General features: G+C 43.3%; 13 protein-coding genes and 1 riboswitch. Of the genes, 10 read left to right on the top strand and 3 right to left on the bottom strand.

The window, feature by feature from the left end; all coding sequences use genetic code 11:
• The first annotated feature begins 70 nt into the window (after nucleotides 1-70).
• From PNC201_RS16210 to speD, 7 genes are all read left to right on the top strand, one after another.
• Nucleotides 71-1,246, top strand: coding sequence for an HDOD domain-containing protein (locus PNC201_RS16210; RefSeq protein ID WP_010607070.1), 1,176 nt, complete (start codon nucleotides 71-73; stop codon nucleotides 1,244-1,246).
• A gap of 357 nt (nucleotides 1,247-1,603) precedes the next feature.
• Nucleotides 1,604-2,815: an aspartate aminotransferase family protein gene (locus PNC201_RS16205; RefSeq protein WP_102057626.1), complete on the top strand. Its 1,212-nt coding sequence runs from the start codon at nucleotides 1,604-1,606 to the stop codon at nucleotides 2,813-2,815.
• A gap of 67 nt (nucleotides 2,816-2,882) precedes the next feature.
• The gene (gene astA, locus PNC201_RS16200) at nucleotides 2,883-3,896 is read left to right on the top strand and encodes an arginine N-succinyltransferase (protein WP_010607072.1); all 1,014 of its coding nucleotides are present in this window, start codon (nucleotides 2,883-2,885) and stop codon (nucleotides 3,894-3,896) included.
• Between the two features lie 15 nt (nucleotides 3,897-3,911).
• Nucleotides 3,912-5,384: a succinylglutamate-semialdehyde dehydrogenase gene (gene astD, locus PNC201_RS16195; RefSeq protein WP_102057625.1), complete on the top strand. Its 1,473-nt coding sequence runs from the start codon at nucleotides 3,912-3,914 to the stop codon at nucleotides 5,382-5,384.
• 152 nt (nucleotides 5,385-5,536) lie between these two features.
• Nucleotides 5,537-5,872, top strand: coding sequence for a DUF3802 family protein (locus PNC201_RS16190; RefSeq protein WP_029215895.1), 336 nt, complete (start codon nucleotides 5,537-5,539; stop codon nucleotides 5,870-5,872).
• Nucleotides 5,873-5,975: 103 nt separating this feature from the next.
• Entirely contained in the window at nucleotides 5,976-6,389 is a 414-nt protein-coding gene (locus PNC201_RS16185) for an OsmC family protein (RefSeq protein ID WP_010607074.1), read from the top strand.
• Between the two features lie 85 nt (nucleotides 6,390-6,474).
• Nucleotides 6,475-7,284, top strand: coding sequence for an adenosylmethionine decarboxylase (speD, locus tag PNC201_RS16180; protein ID WP_095726638.1), 810 nt, complete (start codon nucleotides 6,475-6,477; stop codon nucleotides 7,282-7,284).
• A 131-nt stretch (nucleotides 7,285-7,415) separates the two neighbouring features.
• Here the strand turns inward: speD and PNC201_RS16175 are convergent, their stop codons facing one another.
• Both PNC201_RS16175 and PNC201_RS16170 read right to left on the bottom strand, forming a co-directional pair.
• A complete protein-coding gene (locus PNC201_RS16175; protein ID WP_102057624.1) occupies nucleotides 7,416-8,072 on the bottom strand; it encodes a hypothetical protein in 657 nt (218 codons plus the stop codon).
• Nucleotides 8,073-8,399: 327 nt separating this feature from the next.
• Nucleotides 8,400-8,753 (bottom strand): helix-turn-helix domain-containing protein, encoded by a 354-nt coding sequence (locus PNC201_RS16170; RefSeq protein WP_102057623.1) that lies wholly within the window; start codon nucleotides 8,751-8,753, stop codon nucleotides 8,400-8,402.
• A 346-nt stretch (nucleotides 8,754-9,099) separates the two neighbouring features.
• Between PNC201_RS16170 and PNC201_RS16165 the strand changes: the two genes are divergently transcribed.
• Entirely contained in the window at nucleotides 9,100-9,333 is a 234-nt protein-coding gene (locus PNC201_RS16165) for a hypothetical protein (protein ID WP_010607079.1), read from the top strand.
• A 125-nt stretch (nucleotides 9,334-9,458) separates the two neighbouring features.
• Here PNC201_RS16165 and PNC201_RS16160 read toward each other — a convergent pair whose 3' ends face one another.
• The gene (locus tag PNC201_RS16160; RefSeq protein ID WP_102057622.1) at nucleotides 9,459-11,537 is read right to left on the bottom strand and encodes a TonB-dependent receptor; all 2,079 of its coding nucleotides are present in this window, start codon (nucleotides 11,535-11,537) and stop codon (nucleotides 9,459-9,461) included.
• A 111-nt stretch (nucleotides 11,538-11,648) separates the two neighbouring features.
• On the opposite strand from PNC201_RS16160, the gene PNC201_RS16155 reads away from it, so the two are divergent.
• A complete protein-coding gene (locus PNC201_RS16155; RefSeq protein ID WP_010607081.1) occupies nucleotides 11,649-12,056 on the top strand; it encodes an acyl-CoA thioesterase in 408 nt (135 codons plus the stop codon).
• A 104-nt stretch (nucleotides 12,057-12,160) separates the two neighbouring features.
• Nucleotides 12,161-12,580: an META domain-containing protein gene (locus PNC201_RS16150; RefSeq protein ID WP_010368829.1), complete on the top strand. Its 420-nt coding sequence runs from the start codon at nucleotides 12,161-12,163 to the stop codon at nucleotides 12,578-12,580.
• Nucleotides 12,581-12,648: 68 nt separating this feature from the next.
• Nucleotides 12,649-12,778: riboswitch (TPP riboswitch) on the top strand.
• Nucleotides 12,779-12,894 lie beyond the last annotated feature (116 nt).

Here is a 12,894-nt window from a genome sequence, read left to right as displayed (position 1 = left end):
TAATGTTAATCAGTAAGACGATTCTGTTGAGTGCTTAACTCAGTGTTTTTCCTTTAGATAAGTAGCATGCATGACGCAAGAAAATAAGCAAATTAGAATGGCACAAGCGCTATCCGAGCGTGCCCATGACCTTCTTATCAGCCTCAACTTTGCGCAAAAGCAAATAGGCTATATCCATACATTTGATATTAGCTATGGGGAGAATATCGCACAGCGCACTATGCTAGAGGTGGAAATTGCAGCGGCTGCAAAACGCCAAGAAAGCAGCACAAGCCATCACAAATATATTGCCAAAGCGAGTAAGCATCTACATTCCGTTATCGAAGAAGCCATTACAAAGCAACTGCATGACCTTGATAATATCTATCATGAAGTCATTGGCATTCAAGACTCCGTTCCTGCAATTTTAGACATTCTTGCCGTGCGCTCAGCTTCAGTTGGGCGTTTAGAACCTTTGGTTAATGACTTAAGTTGGTTGGGTCGTGAGCTGGTTTCGCTAGTCAACTTGCCACAGTATCGCAAAAAAAACAGTAAAGGCACGTCCATTAAGGTCGACACGCCGGCATTAGCATTAAGGTATTTAGGCCTTGAGAACTTGCAAATGGTGATCCCGACAATGGCGGTAAGACACTGGATGCCGCATGCTACAGAACCATTTGGCTTAATGAAGCGTAAATTACGCGAGCTGAGCATGAGCACGGCCATTGCGGCAAAAGAGCTGGCACCATTTTTTGGGGTAAAAGAACAGCATGCGTTTACTTTAGGCATGTTACTAGAGCTTGGGAAAGTGGCCTTGATCCGTCTTTATTTACGCACCTTTGAAAAGGTGTGGCAAGCCAAGGTGCAAATAGCACGAGACAAAAAGCAAAAAGACCTACACACCGCATTAATGGAGTTATCTCCTGATCCGTTATTTTTACGTAACTTGTTGATAGAACATTCAGCAGAGATTTCACGTAAGCTAATTGAAAAAATGGAGTTACGTTATTTACCCTTTAATGCCGTCATGGAAGAGTATGCGCAAACTTATCTACCAAATGCGCATAAAAACATTGCCGACCCATTACCACTGACACAAGTGATGCAAAAAGCCTATGGCTACGCACAACTGCTTGTTTTAAAAGATAGCCAGTTAATTGAAGACGACGAAGCCGAGATTTTGCTCAATCATTTAGAACTTACCGAGGAAATGCGTCAGCAATTGGCAAAATGTGCGTTCCATAACCTGCAGTTGACGATTTTGTAAAAAAAATTGAAATTTTTTTTGCGACTATTCATTCAAAACCTAATCTTAAATGATCTGTGCAAGGCTGCACGGCGCTTGCTTTGCCCTAAATATCTGCCCTAGATAGTTATTCACTTGAGTTGAGAATATATGTTAAACCCTTGAATACTAAGGGCTGAGAACGTGGTATAAGTGAGACAAATGGCGCTTTTTCTGGAATAATGAGCGTATGAATTTTGTGCCATCAAGGGGCGGGTCAAAATACATAGCACCGAATTGGTGTGAATAAATATCCTATCAAGTGGCGGCAACGCGCCGACCTCCAAAAGGAAATGACTCCTTGTTTGCACTTTCACTCACCAAATATGAGGAAATAAAATGACTATCAATCGTGAATTGTTTGACGACGTAATGGTACCTAACTACGCACCTTCAGCGGTAATTCCAGTGAAAGGTGAAGGTTCTCGAGTATGGGATCAGGAAGGTCGTGAGTACATCGACTTTGCTGGTGGTATCGCAGTTAACTGTCTAGGTCATTGTCACCCAGCTTTGGTGGGCGCGCTTAAAGAGCAAGGCGAGAAAATTTGGCATCTATCTAACGTGATGACCAATGAGCCTGCACTACGTTTAGCGAAAAAGCTAACTGATGCCACGTTCGCAGAAAAAGTCTACTTTGCAAACTCAGGTGCAGAAGCGAACGAAGCGGCGCTTAAACTAGCACGCCGTTGGGCACTAGATAAGTTTGGTGCTGAAAAGTCGCAAATCATCTCTTTCAACAAAGGTTTCCACGGCCGTACTTTCTTCACTGTAACTGTAGGTGGTCAAGCTGCATACTCTGATGGCTTTGGTCCAAAGCCGGGCGACATTGTTCACACAGACTATAACGATTTAGCGGCATTTGAAGCGCTTATTTCAGACAACACTTGTGCCGTGATGATGGAGCCGCTACAAGGCGAAGGTGGTATCATTTCACCAACGGCTGAGTTCGTAAAAGGTGTTCGCGAGCTGTGTGACAAGCACAACGCGCTACTTATTTTTGATGAAGTGCAAACTGGTGTTGGCCGTACTGGTGACCTGTATGCATACCAAGGTTTAAACGTAACCCCTGATATTTTAACAACGGCTAAAGCGCTTGGCGGTGGTTTCCCTATCGGCGCGATGATCACAACAACTGAGATTGCTGCGCACCTAAAAGTGGGTACTCACGGTTCTACATACGGCGGTAACCCGCTGGCGTGTGCGGTTGCAGAAGCAGCATTTGACACAGTAAACACAACAGCAGTACTTGATGGCGTAAAAGCAAAAGAGCAGCTGTTCCGTGAACTACTAAACGACATCAACGAAAAGTACAACGTATTTACCGAAGTACGTGGTAAAGGTCTATTGCTTGGTGGTGTAGTCACTGAAAAGTACGAAGGCAAAGCAAAAGAATTCTTGGTTGAAGGTATCAAGCAAGGCGTGATGTCACTGGTTGCAGGTGCAAACGTAGTACGTTTCACTCCATCTCTAGTTATTCCAGAAGCTGACATCCGCGAAGGGATGGCACGTTTTGAAAAAGCCGTTGCTACGGTAGTTGCTAACAACGCTTAATACTGGTTGCAAGGTCACCTTTTGGTGGCCTTGTTGTTATCCACATTTTTGAGGAGTAAGCGGGCTCATGATGATCCTTCGCCCAATCCAAGAAAGCGATTATCCAGCGCTTTTAAACATTGCTCACGAATCAGGCCACGGTTTTACCTCTTTGCCTGTTAACGAAGAGCTATTACAGAAGAAGATTGCACGCTCAGTTGCTTCCTTTGGCAAGCAAGCTGACAAGCCTTTTGATGAAGGCTATTTATTTGTATTAGAAGATACTGAAACAGGCGAGGTGGTTGGTACCAGTGGTATCGAAGCTGCGGTTGGTTTAGATGATGCGTTTTATCATTATCACCTAAGCAAAGTGATCCACTCTTCACGCACACTCGATGTTTATAAAGCAGTGGATATTTTAACGCTATGTAATGACTACACTGGCGCGACGGAATTATGCACCCTGTTTTTAAAAGATGGCTATCGCAAAGGCGCAAACGGCAAACTGCTATCTCGCTCTCGCTTTATGTTTATTAACCAACATCGTGCTCGTTTTGCTGAAACCGTTATCGCGGAAATGCGTGGTGTTTCTAACGAGCAAGGCGAAAGCCCGTTCTGGCAATGGCTTGAAGAGCATTTCTTCTCGATGGATTTCCCGACAGCGGATTATCTAACGGGTATCGGCCAAAAGGTCTTTATTGCTGAATTAATGCCAAAGTACCCAATCTACGTGAACCTGCTTAGTAAAGAAGCACAAGCGGTGATTGGTGAAGTTCATGACAATACGCGTCCTGCGATTGAGCTACTAAAAAGCGAAGGTTTCACATTTAATGGTTATGTTGATATCTTCGACGCGGGTCCAACGGTAGAAGCAAAAGTGGGGAACATCCGCACGGTTCGCAATAGTGAAACTCGTACTGTGAAAATAGGCGAAAGCAACGGTGGATTCCCTGTTATGGTCGCAAATGGTAAACTTGTTGATTATCGCGCGACAGTAATTGAGTTAGCCCTGACTGATGGCAATGAAGTTACGCTTGCTCCACATGTTGCCGCGGCGCTAAAAGTTGAAGAAGGCGATCAAGTAAGCCTAGTAAAGATTTAAGATTGGGAACAGATTATGACAACACATGCAGCACAACTAATAAATGGTGAGTGGATTGCAGGACAAGGCGCAAGCTTTAGCTCTGTAAACCCAGCAAACAACGACGTTATTTGGAGCGCAAACGCAGCTACTGCTGAGCAAGTTGACGGCGCGGTAAAAGCGGCTCGTGAAGCTTTCTATTCATGGAGCGACATGAGCTTTGAAGCGCGTCTAGAAATCGTTAAGCGTTTCGCTGAAGTATTAAAAGAAAATAGCGAAGAGCTGGCTATTGCAATTGCTAAAGAAACGGGTAAGCCACTTTGGGAAACTCGTACAGAAGCGGGTGCTATGGTAGGTAAAATCGCGATTTCTGAGAAAGCCTATCAAGAGCGTACAGGTGTTGTTGAAAATCCAATGCCAGTTGGCCGTGCCGTGATCCGTCACAAGGCACATGGTGTAGTTGCTGTATTTGGCCCATATAACTTCCCTGGTCACTTACCTAATGGCCACATCGTACCTGCGCTACTTGCTGGTAACACGGTTATCTTTAAGCCATCTGAACTAACGCCATATGTTGCTGAGCTAACGCTTAAATACTGGCAACAAGCGGGTCTTCCTGCTGGCGTGATTAACCTAGTTCAGGGTGAAGTTGAAACAGGTAAAGCACTTGCGTCACACGCCGGTATTGACGGCTTATTCTTTACTGGCTCTTCTCGTACGGGTCACTTGCTACATGAGCAATATGCAGGTCAACCGGGTAAGATTTTAGCGCTTGAAATGGGCGGTAATAACCCGCTTATCGTAAAAGACGTAGCGGATACCAAAGCGGCAGTACACGACATTATTCAATCTGCGTTTATCTCAAGTGGTCAACGTTGTACTTGTGCTCGTAAACTATTCCTTCCTGCGGGTGAACAAGGTGACACAATCCTTGAGCAACTGATCAAAGCAACTAAAGCGATTAAAGTGGGTAACTTTGACGATGCAGATCAACCGTTCATGGGTTCAATGATCTCAAATGCAGCAGCCGCTGGCATGGTAAAAGCACAGCAACAGCTTGTTGAGCTCGGTGGTGATTCGCTTATCGAGCTGACGCACACAGAAGGCACAGGCTTTGTGACGCCAGGTATCATCGAATGTACTAACATTGCAGACTTCCCTGATGAAGAGCACTTTGGTCCGCTGTTAAAAATATTCCGTTACACAGACTTTGACGCAGCTATCGAAAAAGCGAACGAGACAAGCTTTGGCTTATCAGCAGGTCTGCTTGGCGACAACGAAGCTGATTACGAGCGTTTCTTACGTCGTATTCGCGCAGGTATCGTAAACTGGAACCGCCCAATCACTGGCGCTTCAAGTGCAGCTCCGTTTGGTGGTATCGGTGCATCAGGTAACCACCGTGCAAGTGCATACTACGCGGCAGATTACTGTGCATACCCAGTGGCTTCTGTGGAACTAGAAAAGGTAACTTTACCTTCTAGCTTGAGCCCAGGTTTATCTTTGGATTAAAATGCCAATATTGAGGTTTACTCAATAAAAATTGATTAGAAAAGCAGCTTCGGCTGCTTTTTTGTGTCTAGTTGACTACAAAAGTAGCAATCGAAAAAACTTTCTGCTTAAATCAATAGGAGATGTCTTTGATAGGTTCGGGTGAGCAAAGTATGGTTTTAGATAAACAAGGGTACGATGATTTAGTCATGTATTTGACGCAAAACTTAGCCTTGTTTGAGAAGTCTGGGACGGTTGAACCAGGGGCTCCAACAGTCATGGAATTAATCGAAGATGTGATCGCTGAAAACGTTATCCGTATATGCGAGCAGCACACTGAGTTATCTACAGAGCAGCGCAGCATGATCGTGCGTGAGGTAGATGGCATTGTGTACGACTTACAAGAAGTGCTATCAAGTGTTGTTGATAGACGTGTCACCGTAGAACAAAAAGAGTTTATCGAAGAATTCGCAGGTTTGGTCAAAAACCTGTTTGATTCTGCTGTATAGCTTGGCACAATCACTATCGACAGTGTAGAAAACACACTTAGAGGCAATTCTAGGTTTAAGATACACCGCCATTTGGCGGTGTTATGCTTTATAGAGGATAACTATGTTAGCTAGCGTAAAATGGGTTGAAGGAGATACCTTTATCGGTCGCTCTGCGTCGGGACATAATGTGGTATTTGATGCCGGTTCAGACAGTGCTGCGCCAAGTCCAATGGAGATGGTATTAATGTCAGCGGGATGTTGTTCGTCAGTCGATGTAGTCAGCATTCTACAAAAGGCGCGTCAGGATGTGACCGACGTGGAAGTAAAATTAACCGCAGAGCGCGCAGAAAGCGCACCTCGGGTTTTTACCAAGATCAATTTACACTTTGTGGTGAAAGGGCGTAATGTCTCTGAAAAACACCTAGAAAGAGCCGTAAGTTTATCCGCTGAAAAGTATTGTTCAGTGGCATTAATGCTTGAAAAAGCAGTAGAAATTACGCATAGCCATGAAGTGGTTGAAATTGACGAAAAATAACGCTTTTTCATAGCGCTATTTTCGTATAAAATCCGCGAACTTTTGTTTCTGCAGCGCAGATTTTTTGTATTAAGGTGGGTCTATCGTGAACAAGCCCTTTGATAAAATTAAACTCCATGGCTTTAACAACTTAACTAAGAGTTTAAGCTTTAGCATTTACGATATTTGCTACGCCAAGACCGAGCAGCAACGTAAAGAATATCTAGAATATATCGATGAGCAGTATAGTGCTGATCGTTTGACGGATATTCTAAAAGACGTAACGGATATTATCGGTGCAAACGTACTGAATATCGCGCGTCAAGATTATGAACCACAAGGGGCGAGTGTGACGATCTTAGTATCAGAAGAGCCTGTTGAACAGCAGACTTTTGATAGTAATGAAGCACCAGGACCATTACCTGATTCAGTGGTTGCACATTTGGATAAGAGTCACATCTGTGTTCATACTTATCCTGAAGCGCACCCACATGATGGCATCTGTACTTTTAGAGCAGATATCGAAGTTTCAACGTGTGGCATTATTTCGCCACTTAAAGCGCTTAACTTCTTAATTCACTCTTTAGAGTCAGATGTGGTGACGATTGATTATCGTGTTCGTGGATTTACTCGTGACGTTAATGGTGTTAAACACTATATCGACCACGCAATTCACTCGATCCAGAATTACATGACGGAAGATACTAAAGACGCATACCACATGGTAGACGTAAACGTGTATCAAGAGAACCTATTCCACACTAAGATGATGCTTAAGGAAACAGACCTAAATGCATATCTATTTGGAATTAGTACTGATGATTTAGACGCAGACGAAGAGGAAGAAATTCGTCTTAAGCTGAATCGTGAAATTCAGGAAGTGTTCTACGGTCGCAATTTACCAGAAACTGAATAATCAGCGGTAAATTGAGGAATTAAAAAAGGCGCGCAAGCGCCTTTTTTAATGTCTGAGATTCCTTGTTAAGTCATCATATAAGCGCATAGAACACGACTGTGCCCGCTTATAAAGTGACAGTTATAAAATCACTAAGATTCGCTTTCTAATTCCTCATCTGGCGTATCAGGGCGCTGTCGTTCCACAAAGCTAGTGGCCAGTATGGTCGTCAATACTAGAGCTGATAAAATTGATTTCAGGATTTCGTAGTTTTTATATACCCAGCCCCAACTCCAATAGGGCTTAGAGGCTTCTTCGGACACACCAAAAAAGAGATCCATATTGCGAATTAGATTTTCACCAAAGGCTGCCAAATCAACCAATATAAATGCAAAGAAAATACCGTATAGAATTGGGTCTGCATAGGTCATATAAATGCTACGCCAGTTATTTGGATTAGTGAGACGCATAAAGCGCAATGACCATAAAACTCTATGTTTGAGCAAGAGAAAAATTATTAAGTCCAGTAAAAAGTGAGCACCAAAGATGAAGGCGTTTGTTTTATATGGAGGTAAACCTGAAGCGCTTAATTCGAATATATAGCGAACAAAAGCGTACTCGATAACAGTAATAAATAAGAGTACCACGCTTATATGTTGTAAGTTTACTAGTCGGCGTGACACAAAGGTCACGACAACTAGTAAAACCATTATATGAATCATATAGGCAAAATCTGTAAAATAATGAAGAGCTGAAAATGCAACTGTCATTAATATAGCCAATATGCAAAAGTACCAAGAGTTTTTCATTTATTCTCCACAAGTAATGGCCTATTAGCCGTTGCGCTCGCTGAAGCTTCTTCTCCTCTAGGATCCTTTGTCTTACCTCCAAGGGTACCACCAGATACCATGTTAATTTGGCTTTTAGTTAGTGAAGTTAAGCGTGTAAATTGACATGATTTATTTTTTGTTAAAAAGCGCATAATGACGTCCTTTCTAAGTTAAGTTTTGCGGTGTTTAGTTTCCACTCCACTTTACCCCTTAAAATCAATGTTGAAAACACAGCGTTGCAAATAGACCTTATTTGTAACTTTATTGTTTGCCATTGTGGTGAGAGGCGATGAAAGTGCGCATCTTTCATTTGCCGTTATCCTCGTTACTTGATCTGCTATTTCGTGGTGTTGGAGACTTGCGCCATAACTTGGCGTCGTCAATTTTGTCTCTTAAGGCAAGGATTTGTTCTCTAAGTGGATTAAGGTTGATGCCGCAGGCGTCGCACCATACTTCAAAATATTCGTAGGGAAATTTGCTGACGCCTTTTTCGTAGTTTTCGTAAGTGCCACGCTCCACGCCGACCAAGTTAGCCATTTCTTGCGTGGTTTTGCCGGCGACTTTGCGCATGCGGCGCAGGTCGTCTCCTGTAAAGCGCTTATCATATTTCCCCACCAACTCAATCCTTTTTGCCTGTCGCACTCGCGTCACAAACAGCATCAATCCCCATGTAGCCGGATGTATGCTATTTGTTTGTCTCTATTGTTCGCTTAACCAAGTTGCATTTTTGTATCTAAACCGTAAACGCGAGTCTATCGTAGAAATTTTCTTTTTCAAGTGTATTCAGTCGAAAAATGAACATTTTGTTGCATTTAATGAATCTTCGCTCGATTTTTTAGGCGAAGCCTGAGATGAGTAACTCTTGAGTCAACGGAGGTGTTGCTATGATGGTGCTGGCGTTTTTGATTAATTTACAAATAAATTCAAAAAAATTTTCTTCGCGCAGATTTTTGCCCGAAGCTTTTGTTACTTTAGTGTGAAATAAAGTGACATGTTGGAGAGCAATATGGATTATCTACGCCAATATCATGACTTAACGATTTATTACGATGCCCTCAAGAAGGCGGCAAGGCAGGGTGACGAGGTGCCAGACACCACAACCAAATGGTTAGCACTGGTGGAAACAACCTTGTTTGAACTGCAAGAGCTTGCCCATATGGAAAAGGCTTACATGCAGAAGTCAAAAACGATGAATAATCTGGTTGAGTTGGTGTATTCCAGTGCCCCAAGCATGGAGTAACTAAAAGGGTAATTGCTTTTTGAGTTTTTGCGGTGAGGGGGAACGTTTTACTCTAATTTTACGTTCCCCCTTTTTTCTTTTTGTGCCCGTTTATCGCCTTATGTGTAGGCGATAAACGGGTCGTACTACAGTTCGTAAGTAAAACTTAGACCATAAACGCGCGGCTCGCCGTACTGTACATAGGTATTGTCTTGCCAGCCGTCTAGTGGATTATTACCAAACCTAAAGCCACGTACTACAATGTCTTCGTCTGCTAGGTTTCTACCCCAAGCCGTTAATGACCAGTTATCGCCATAGTAACTAAGGCTTGCGTTGATTAGGTTATGATTGCGCGCTTGCTCGTTGTGACTGTCCGAGAGGTAATAGTTGTCTTTGCCTTCCACCCCCAATTCAACCACTAGGTTATCCATTAACTCGTAATTGACGGCAAACGAGTATTGATAATTTGGCGCTTGTGCTTGGTCACGACCATCAAGGTTTAGGCCACTGGCAGCCACAAAGTCTTCAATCTCGGTCTCTAAATAGCCTGCGCTATAGCTAAAACCAAGGCGGTCCGTGTATTGTAGGTTGCCTTCAACTTCTAGGCCGTAGTTACTGCCTTTACTGGCGTTGTCGATGTAGCCTGCAAATTGTTGGTTAGAAACTTGCCATTGCTTTAACTGGATATCATCGCGTTGCATATAAAACGCGGTAACCCGCACAAGGTGACGTTTGTCTTCAGATTCACCTTTTACGCCAAACTCAGCGTTCCAAACATACTCTGGGTCAAAGTAATGGTGTTCGGCCGGAATGTTTAAACCTTCATCTTTGGCTTTTGCTAGTGCTTCGCCGTTTACACCGCCGACTTTGTAACCGCGAGTAAGGCTGGTGTAGATCATCGTGCGCGGTACAACTTGATATTCAAGTGCAACTTTTCCGCCCCACATTACATCATCGGTTTCAATGGTAAAGCCGTTACTATCTATATAGTCAGCGTCATATTGCTCCGCGCGAAGGCCACCGATAAGACGGGTTTTGTCAGATAGGTGATGTACGTATTGACCAAAAATCGCTCTACTTTCTACGGTGTATGCTGACGTAAATGGGTTCTCAAGCCAAGTGTAATGACGGGTCAAATCAACATCGTTACGCTTTGCAAAAACACCTACCACCCAGTCATTTTGCTTATCTTTGATTAAAAACTCTATATTGCCATTTTCATGGTTACGCTCGTAGGCATCGGTTGAGCTGTATCCTTCTGGGTGCAAGCCTGCTGCACATAGCGCTGGTTGAGCTGCGTCGTTACATACCCAATCTTCGTCGTAGCTATATAAAGTATCAGCATCTAGCCCAGATACTTTAAATTCGACATTGAATAAGTCTGAGCGAGTGTAAATTCCGCGTAGTGAAAACGCATCGGAGCTGAGGTTGTCTTGGCCCGGGGTATCAGCGACGCTGTTACGTGAATTATCTAGGGTAAAACCGTCGTACCCGTTTTCAGTATCAATATGGTGATAAGCGAACTCTAGTGCGAGGTTGTCGCTCACTTGAGAGTTAAGTTTCACTCTTGCTACTTGCTCGTCTTGTTGCTGAGTGGGTTTGTTTAGGTAGAGGTTATCTACGTAACCGTCAGACTCTCGCTGATAAAGGCTGACGCGCACTGCGGTGTCGTCGCTTAATCCAGTGCCCGCAGCAAGGCCTGCTTCATAGCTACCGTAATTGCCTGCACCTAATTTCACTTTTAATGATGGCGCTGTGGTGGCGGCTTGGGTATTTACTTCAACGATTCCAGCTAAAGCATCTGAACCGAATTTAGTGCCTTGAGGGCCGCGATACACTATCACTGACTCAGTATCAAAAAGCAGCGCACTTGCGCCTAATCCTGAATAATTAATACCGTCAATTAATAAGCCAACGCTGGGATAAATAGGATCAACAAACTGTGAACGTAAGCCGATACCACGGATTTGCATAAAGCGACCACGAGATGCACCTGCCGTAAAGTTAACGTTAGCGGTGGCACCTAGTATCTCATCTAAATATTGCGCACCACGTTTAGCGATAGTGAGTTCGTCCACCACCGAAGCGCTTGCACTTAATGTCTGGATAGTTTCATTCTGAAAATCGCCAGTGACGACAATGGTTTCTAGGTTATCGTCGGCAAGTACCTGATGAGAGAAAAATGGCAGCAGTGCCAAGGTGATCGTAGAGAGTTTTAACTTCATGCTTAATCTTTGTCCCATTTTTAATTGGGCACAGTTTAACAAAAGCCAGACCAGTTGACAGTGAAATTGTGTTATATGTTAGCCCGAAAATGTTAAACAAATAGGCCAGATATGAGTTTTAAAGTCGATTTTAAAGTCCGAGATTACGAGTGTGACTTACAGGGAATAGTTAATAACAGCGTGTATTTTAATTATTTAGAGCATGCAAGGCATGAGTTTTTACTGGCGAATAACGTTGATTTTGCAGCGCTTGCTGAGCAAAAAGTGAACTTAGTCGTTATTCGGAGCGAAATGAATTACAAAGACTCGTTACGCCCAGGTGATGAGTTTTATGTTGAAGTCGCACTCGAACGTGAAAGCAGAGTAAAGTTCGCATTTAAGCAAAAAGTAATAAGAGCGCATGACGATAAGCTAATGCTTGATGCGGTGGTAACAGGGACTTCGGTGAATGAGCGCGGTAGACCGTTTTTACCAGACGCTATTACGCACTTATTTGAAGAGCAGCAATTTGTGAAATAGTTGGTGTTAAAATATTCAGGTAAGACAATTTTACAGAATTTTACTGCAATTTTTGTGTCTTGAAACGTTATAATAAACTCAGGGCATAAAATAGATGGTTTACCATGAAATTCATCAGCATAATCGGCGCAATAATGGCGCTAAGTGGATGTATATCGACAGGGAAGGTAGACACGGAAGCGCTTAAGTATTCCGCTTGGCAGTTACAGAGTATAAATGGTCAAAATATTACGCAGTTACAATCAGACGCTGGACTTGGTGAAAAGCCTATTGATATTCGTTTTATCGATGCACTGCAGGTCAACGGTTTTGCGGGTTGTAATCGCTTTTTTGGCGAAGGCGAAATTGTCGAAGGGCAGCTAAAAGTTAAAAACTTAGGCATGACGCGTAAATACTGTGGTGAAGAAATCGCTCAGGTTGAATCACAGCTTATCAACCAATTACAAATTGGTGTATTGCTTGAAGTAAATGCTAATAAGTTGACCTTGAAAGGAAAACCTCAGTTTAGTTTTATTAAACAATAAGCTGAAAATAAGAATTCCAGTGTCAGTGCTTGCGAGCTTTCGTGTTAGCAAGTAGACTGGCGCTAATTCGTTACTTGTCGGAGTGCCTTGAGTTTTTGCAGCAAATTTGTTGCAGATATTCGGGCTGAGATCGCATTTTGCGGGATCCGTGGACCTGATCAGGTTAATGCCTGCGTAGGGAACAAGACAGCAAACGCGTTGCGTTTGTCTGTAGCAATAGTAGTTTATTGCTATCCACCTTACCCGAGGACTATCCTCGTCTCTCTCCTTTTGGAGATCTGACAAGACACCTTTGTATGAAAATAAGAGGGACG

The sequence above is a fragment of the Pseudoalteromonas sp. NC201 genome, assembly GCF_002850255.1.
In the GTDB taxonomy this organism is placed as follows: domain Bacteria; phylum Pseudomonadota; class Gammaproteobacteria; order Enterobacterales; family Alteromonadaceae; genus Pseudoalteromonas.
The sequence above is the reverse complement of the archived record's forward strand: the minus strand, read 5'-3'. Positions and strand labels throughout refer to the sequence as shown.

Excerpts from the sequence above, each read along its gene's own strand:
- PNC201_RS16210 (WP_010607070.1), top strand. The coding sequence starts at position 71 with ATGACGCAAGAAAATAAGCAAATTAGAATGGCACAAGCGCTATCCGAG.
- PNC201_RS16205 (WP_102057626.1), top strand. The coding sequence starts at position 1,604 with ATGACTATCAATCGTGAATTGTTTGACGACGTAATGGTACCTAACTAC.
- astA (WP_010607072.1), top strand. The coding sequence starts at position 2,883 with ATGATGATCCTTCGCCCAATCCAAGAAAGCGATTATCCAGCGCTTTTA.
- astD (WP_102057625.1), top strand. The coding sequence starts at position 3,912 with ATGACAACACATGCAGCACAACTAATAAATGGTGAGTGGATTGCAGGA.
- PNC201_RS16190 (WP_029215895.1), top strand. The coding sequence starts at position 5,537 with ATGGTTTTAGATAAACAAGGGTACGATGATTTAGTCATGTATTTGACG.
- PNC201_RS16185 (WP_010607074.1), top strand. The coding sequence starts at position 5,976 with ATGTTAGCTAGCGTAAAATGGGTTGAAGGAGATACCTTTATCGGTCGC.
- PNC201_RS16175 (WP_102057624.1), bottom strand. The coding sequence starts at position 8,072 with ATGAAAAACTCTTGGTACTTTTGCATATTGGCTATATTAATGACAGTT.
- PNC201_RS16170 (WP_102057623.1), bottom strand. The coding sequence starts at position 8,753 with ATGCTGTTTGTGACGCGAGTGCGACAGGCAAAAAGGATTGAGTTGGTG.
- PNC201_RS16165 (WP_010607079.1), top strand. The coding sequence starts at position 9,100 with ATGGATTATCTACGCCAATATCATGACTTAACGATTTATTACGATGCC.
- PNC201_RS16160 (WP_102057622.1), bottom strand. The coding sequence starts at position 11,537 with ATGAAGTTAAAACTCTCTACGATCACCTTGGCACTGCTGCCATTTTTC.
- PNC201_RS16155 (WP_010607081.1), top strand. The coding sequence starts at position 11,649 with ATGAGTTTTAAAGTCGATTTTAAAGTCCGAGATTACGAGTGTGACTTA.
- PNC201_RS16150 (WP_010368829.1), top strand. The coding sequence starts at position 12,161 with ATGAAATTCATCAGCATAATCGGCGCAATAATGGCGCTAAGTGGATGT.